This is a genomic window from Haladaptatus sp., from assembly GCF_049589095.1.
GTDB lineage: Archaea > Halobacteriota > Halobacteria > Halobacteriales > Haladaptataceae > Haladaptatus.
In genome coordinates this window covers 1-2,712 of record NZ_JBAWAC010000513.1, presented here as the reverse complement: position 1 = coordinate 2,712, position 2,712 = coordinate 1, and the positions used below count along the sequence as shown (strand labels likewise).

Below are 2,712 nucleotides of genomic sequence, written 5' to 3'. Positions count from 1 at the left end.
GGATGGTTGGAACTCGTAGAAGAGTAGCGATGCTATCATTTGCCGGAGTGGAAGGAACCGAGGTTTAACTAAGAATGGTAAGCGTAACAGAAGAGGATCTTCAGAACAAGTCGAAAGGTGAACTCATTAAACTCGCAGGACAGCTCCGAGACCGACGAAACGAGCTGAATCAGAAGGCGAGCAAACGCGCGTCCAAGCGTGATGACTTGAACGCGAGCACACGAGAAAAGGTGGATGAGGCCCAAGAACACCGAGAAAAGCGTGACGAACTGAACGAGCAAGTTCAGGAACACAAAAAGAAGCGCAACGAACTCAACGCCGAGGCGAACAAACTGTTCGACCGCGTCGAGGACCGCAAATCCGACCTCGAACTCGACGAGGGAAAGGATTTGGAGCAGCTCAAGAAGGAAATCGAAGAGCTTGAGTTCAAACAGCAGACGGAAGTTCTCTCCACGGAGGACGAGCGCGAACTCATCGAGAAGATCGAGGCCAAGCGCGACGAGTACACGAGCCGCAAGGAAAAGCTCGATCAGAGCGACGACCTCGAAGAGCTCGTCGAGGAGGCAGAGGAGGTTCGTGCCGAAGCGAGCACGCACCACGAGAAAGTGACGGAACTCGCGGACCAGGCCCAGCAGCATCACAACAAGATGATCGAGGCCTACCGCGAAGCCGACGACATCCGTGACGACGCCGACGCGATGCACGAGAACTTCGTGGAAGCCCAGGAAGCCGCCGACCAGCACCACGAGGACTTCGTCCGCGTCCAGAAGCGTCTGCGCGAACTCGACAAGAAAGAGGAAAAGGAGCGCAAATCCGAGAAGGCCAAGGAGCGAGAAGAGGCCAAGGCCGAGGCCGAGGAAATCTACCAGCAGTTCAAGGAAGGAGAGACCCTCGACACCGAGGACCTCATGAAGCTCCAGAAGACCGGTCTGCTATAATCTGCTGACCCTTTGCTAGCGAACTTTTAACGCCGTCGCCCACCCATCTATCGATATGGCAAGCGGACGCTCGTCGAACGGGGGTGGTCGTGGGCAACGGCTCGCGATCGTCTTTGGCGGAACAGTGCTGACAGTCGTCGTCGCGTGGTGGCTGTTTCTCGATTATGCCTACGACCTCGCGGACGTGGTGGGAATCGTGTTCGTACTGCTCGCGGGAGTCATGGGAGCGCGAGCAGCCGCCCGGTTCGCGGCCCAGCGGTTTCCGTCGTACGACGTGGCGGAAGTCGCCGTGGAAGGGCCGATACGTCGGGACGGTGGCGGTGGCGGGTTCCCCTCCAGAGGTGGAACGCCAGCCGACGAAATCGTGGAACAGATCGACCGGGCCAACGACGACACGAACGCGAACGGACTGTTGTTGCGGTTGAACACGCCCGGCGGCGAGGTCGTTCCCAGCGAGGATATTCGCCTCGCGGCCGAGCGGTTCGACGGCCCCACGATAGCGTACGCCACGGATACGTGTGCCAGCGGCGGCTATTGGATCGCGAGCGGGTGTGACGAACTGTTCGCCCGCGACGCCAGCATCGTCGGCAGCATCGGCGTCATCGGTTCGCGGGTGAACGCGTCCGAACTCGCCGACAGGGTCGGCCTCTCCTACGAGCGACTGGCGGCGGGCAGGTACAAGGACGCCGGAGTCCCCTTGAAGGAGTTGGACGGGGACGAACGCAACTACTTGCAGGGAATAATCGACGGCCTGTACGACGACTTCGTGGAGCGCGTGGTCGCCGGACGAGACCTCGATCCCGAGACGGTTCGGGAGACTGAAGCCCGCGTGTACCTCGGCGAGGAAGCGCGCGAACTGAGTCTCGTGGACGAGATCGGGACGCGGGAGGACGTCGAAGCACGACTGGCCGAGCAACTCGGCGTGAGCGAAGTGTCGGTGCAGGAGTTCGAACCGACGCCGCCGCTCCGACGTCGGTTGAACCTCGGCGCGCGGGGCATCGCCTACTCGTTCGGCGCAGGCGTGGCGAGCGTGCTTGGCGACGAAACGGGGGACGCGAACGGATTCGAGTTCCGCGTTCGATGAGTTCGATTCGGCGATGTCTCATCGCCGAATCGAAGCAACGGAATCGTCGATTCACTCGACGAGCGCGTCGAGCACGGCTTCCTCTTTCTCGCGATCCGGTCCGACATCCTCGCCGATTCGTCCGGATTCGAGGTGTTCCTCGACGGTTCGAGCGACGGTTTCGGAAAGCGGCGTGGACTCCCATCCGAGGGACCCGAGTTTTTCGGTCGATGCCAGAAACGGCGTCGGCGTGTACAGCGGGAAGTCGGCGGACGAGAGGCCGTGTGTTTCCAATTCCCGCTCGCTGGCGTGGACGAGTTCGACCGCCGTGTCCATGGCGTCGGCCGCGAGTTCCAGCGAGCCGTCGAGCGACATCGTCTCGCGGTCGGCGAGGTTGTACGCCTCGCCGGGCGTCCCGCGCTCGGCGACGATTCGCAGGGCGCGAGCACCGTCGATGGCGTAGGCCCGGTGAAGCAGGCTCCCGCCATCGCCCGGTACGAGAACGCGGTCGAATGTCGCGACGCGATGGAGCCAGTAGTCGAATCGCTCCGTGTAGTCGTACGGACCGTAGATGAGCATGGGTCGGACGACTATGGCGTTCACCCCGGAATCGGCGGCGGCGAAGCAGACGCGGTCACACTCGGCCTTTCGCGGGCCGTAACTCTCCATCGACTCGTCGTCGGCTTGCTCGTCGGTGCAATCGTGGAGCGT

General features: G+C 61.9%; 3 protein-coding genes. 2 read left to right on the top strand and 1 reads right to left on the bottom strand.

Going from position 1 to position 2,712, the window contains the following annotated elements:
* Window positions 1–74: 74 nt before the first annotated feature.
* Window positions 75–938, top strand: coding sequence for a coiled-coil protein (locus WBV42_RS16005; RefSeq protein ID WP_423986907.1), 864 nt, complete (start codon window positions 75–77; stop codon window positions 936–938).
* A gap of 55 nt (window positions 939–993) precedes the next feature.
* Window positions 994–2,022, top strand: a complete 1,029-nt coding sequence (gene sppA / locus WBV42_RS16000; RefSeq protein ID WP_423986906.1) for a signal peptide peptidase SppA — start codon at window positions 994–996, stop codon at window positions 2,020–2,022.
* A 51-nt stretch (window positions 2,023–2,073) separates the two neighbouring features.
* Here the strand turns inward: sppA and WBV42_RS15995 are convergent.
* A partial coding sequence (locus WBV42_RS15995) for an NAD-dependent epimerase/dehydratase family protein (protein ID WP_423986905.1) occupies window positions 2,074–2,712 on the bottom strand: 639 nt, incomplete at its 5' end.